Source organism: Microcoleus sp. C2D2, assembly GCF_036702495.1.
GTDB lineage: Bacteria > Cyanobacteriota > Cyanobacteriia > Cyanobacteriales > Microcoleaceae > Microcoleus.
Genome location: NZ_JAUBTO010000318.1, coordinates 1 through 3,324 on the forward strand (window position 1 = coordinate 1; position 3,324 = coordinate 3,324).

Genomic DNA, 3,324 nt, shown 5'->3' on the forward strand with positions numbered 1-3,324 from the left:
CTCAAGCCCCCGCATTTATCCGTGGGGTCAATCTAAAATCTAAAATCTAAAATCTAAAATCGATTGACGCACCCTACTAATTTTGACACGCTTGCCTTAGTCCTAATAACATTTAAAATCAGATGATGGACCGCCCAAAAACTTGGCAACCAATGAATTTAGCCGCCATTCAGCAGCGGCTTGCTTGGCTGCAAACACAGCCGGATGGAATCATTTTTTGCAAAGATTCGGGAGTTCACTATGTTGTAGTCAGAAAAGACAAATACAAAATTAAGCTAGCTTTAGTAGAAAAACTTAATTTGCATACAGATTTACTGCAATCTGTTTTCGATCTCAACAATCCTTTACATCTAGTGTCTGAATATACTCAGGCGATGATGTTAGGTTTAGTGTGGCAAAGCCAACCTCAAAGCATCTACATTGCTGGTTTTGGCGGCGGCAGAATTCCGTTAGTTTTGCACCACTATTTGCCGGAAACTGTTATAGAATGTGCGGATGTCGATCCGATCGCGATCGAAGCAGCTACACAGTGTTTTGGGGTGCAGTTGGACGATCGGCTGACTGTGACAATTCAAGACGGCAGAGAGTATCTGGAACAGCAAAATCCCGATATGCAGTACGATATCATCATGACGGACGTTTTTTTTGGCAACGGCTACTTTCCGCACAGGCTGGCCACGAAAGAATTTTATCTACTCTGCGAAAAACGCTTGTCAAGTGAGGGAGTTGTGCTGGTAAATCTGCTGCAAAGAGATGAGTTTTATGCGGAAAAAATCAAGACTTTTCAAAGCGTGTTTTCTCAGGTGTGCGTCTGTCCGTGGAAGGACATTAATAGCGTTTTGATTGGTACTAACAGCGCTATTTTAGAGAAAGACGAGATTGTTGCTAGGGCAAAATATTTGCAAGATGGCTATCAATTTTCATTTCCATTAACAGACAGAGCACAGGAAGTAAAATTAGGTACAGAATTGGCGGAAGCTGTAGCTAATTTAGATGGAGCTCAAATTTTGCATGACGATGCGCCGCCTGTTGGTTATTTTGATTCTTGGTTGCTTTGATATTGATAGTAATATCTCGCTTTTATCGAAGTTTCGATCCCCCTAAATCCCCCTTAATAAGGGGGACTTTGAATGAATGCTCTTGTCTCCCCCTTGTGTTTTGGGGGGTTAGGGGCGATCGAGATGATGGTTGCTCACACAGAATATTGATGCTACTTTTTTCCCGAATTTTCAGCATCGATCGCCGATCGAGAAAAAATCTATAATTAATCCATATTCTAAAATCTATAATCAAATGGCGACACCAGTTGATTTTCCTAAATATCTGCAATCCCTGGTTGAGTCTTATAAAACACAACAGCATCTCTACACGCTGACGGATTTACAGGTGGAGGTGCGGGTGGAAAAGCCACCGGAGGATCGATCGCAACTTCCATCCTCAAAAAAGAAACTAGAAACGAAAATCGATCGGCTGGAAGTGCTGGCGGGACTCCGCAAGTACGTGCAGCAGGGAAAAGTGCTGCTGCTGGGCAAGCCAGGTTCGGGAAAATCGACGGTTTTGCAGCGTTTTCGGTGGGAATGGGCATCAGAAGCGCTCAAGGAGGGCGATCGACCGATTCCGGTGTTGGTGCAGTTGAGGAGCGATCGCTCGATTTTAGAAGCAATCTGTGCCGAATTTCGACAAGCAAAGCTGAGAGTTTGCCCCGAAGAGGTGGATGATTTGCTGCTGGATCGCAGGTTGCTGCTGTTGCTGGATGGGGTGAATGAGATGCCATCGCAACAAAGGCGGCAGGATTTGCAGCTATTCCACGACGACAACCCCGATACGCCGATGATTTTCACGACGCGGGATTTGGCGCTGGGCGGATCTTTGGGCATTGAGAAAAAGCTGGAGATGTGCGCGCTGACGCAACCGCAGATGCGGGAGTTTGTGCACAAGCATTTGCCGCAACATGGGGATTTGCTGCTGCGACAATTGGGCGATCGCCTGCGAGAGATTGCCGAAACGCCGTTACTACTGGAAATGATGTGTAAGGTGTTTAAAAATAGCGGGAAAATTCCCCAGAGTAAGGGCGAGTTGTTTCAGGAGTTCGATCGCCAGTATGAGGAGTTTAAGCGCGGTGCGTGGGTTTCGGATGGTTTTCGGCGGTTCAAGTCGGAGGTTTTGCAGCAGTTGGCTTTTGTGATGTTGCAGGGTGACTCGCAGCGCCCCACGGATGGTTGGGTGGCGATTTCTCGCGATCGGGCTGAGGGGATTTTGGAGTGCTGGTTGGGCGATCGGGGGGTGGTAGATGCGCCAACGAAGGCGAAGGAGTGGCTAGAGGATTTGCTGGAGCACCATCTGTTGCAGGTGGCGGCAAAACCGGAGGAAATTGAGTTTCATCACCAATTATTTCAGGAGTATTATGCGGCGCGGGCGTTGCTGAAACTGTTGGTTGAAAGGCATATTGATGCGATGGATGATGAACGGTTGCAGCATTTCTATTTGAATTATTTTAAATGGACGGAGCCTCTGGCGTTCATGCTGTCGTTGTTGCGGGATGAGGTGCAGGCGGTGCGGGTGGTGCGGCTGGCATTGGATGTGGATTTGAGGTTGGGGGCGCGGCTGGCGGGGGAGGTGCAGCGGGAGTTTCAGCAGCGCACGGTTGGGTTGGTGGATGGGTTGGATGTGCCGCGGTGGTTAAAGGTTGAGCTTTTGGGGGAAGCGCGATCGGATGAGGCGATTCCGGAATTACTTAAACTCGTTGAATATTCAGATTCTTCTGTGCGTAGGATGGCGGCAGATGCCCTAGGCAAAATTGGTGACGAAAAGGCGATTCCGGGATTACTTAAACTCGTTGAACATTCAGACTCTTCTGTGCGTAGTAGCGCGGCAGATGCCTTAGGCAAAATCGGTGACGAAAAGGCGATTCCGGGATTACTTAAACTCGTTGAAGATTCCGACTCTTCTGTGCGTAGGATGGCGGCAGATGCCTTAGGAAAAATCGGTGACGAAAAGGCGATTCCGGGATTACTTAAACTCGTTGAAGATTCCGACTTTTTTGTGCGTAGGATGGCGGCAAATGCCTTAGGCAAAATCGGTGACGAAAAGGCGATTCCGGGATTACTTAAACTCGTTGAACATTCCGACTATGATGTGCGTAAAATGGCGACAGATGCCTTAGGCAAAATCGGTGACGAAAAGGCGAGCCCGGGATTACTTAAACTCGTTGAAGATTCGGACTATTCTGTGCGTAGGAGCGCGGCAGATGCCTTAGGCAAAATCGGTGACGAAAAGGCGATTCCGGGATTACTTAAACTCGTTGAACATTCCGACTATGATGTG

2 protein-coding genes are annotated in these 3,324 nt (G+C 47.9%); both read left to right on the plus strand.

What is annotated here, in order from left to right; all coding sequences use genetic code 11:
* Positions 1–122 precede the first annotated feature (122 nt).
* Positions 123–1,058, plus strand: coding sequence for a fused MFS/spermidine synthase (locus QUB61_RS38570; protein ID WP_333135143.1), 936 nt, complete (start codon positions 123–125; stop codon positions 1,056–1,058).
* A 130-nt stretch (positions 1,059–1,188) separates the two neighbouring features.
* Positions 1,189–3,324, plus strand: a 2,136-nt coding sequence (locus tag QUB61_RS38575) for a HEAT repeat domain-containing protein (protein ID WP_333190428.1), incomplete at its 3' end; no start/stop codon positions are given.

Bases quoted from the DNA above. Each gene is read 5' to 3' on its own strand.
- QUB61_RS38570 (WP_333135143.1), top strand. From the start codon at position 123: ATGATGGACCGCCCAAAAACTTGGCAACCAATGAATTTAGCCGCCATT.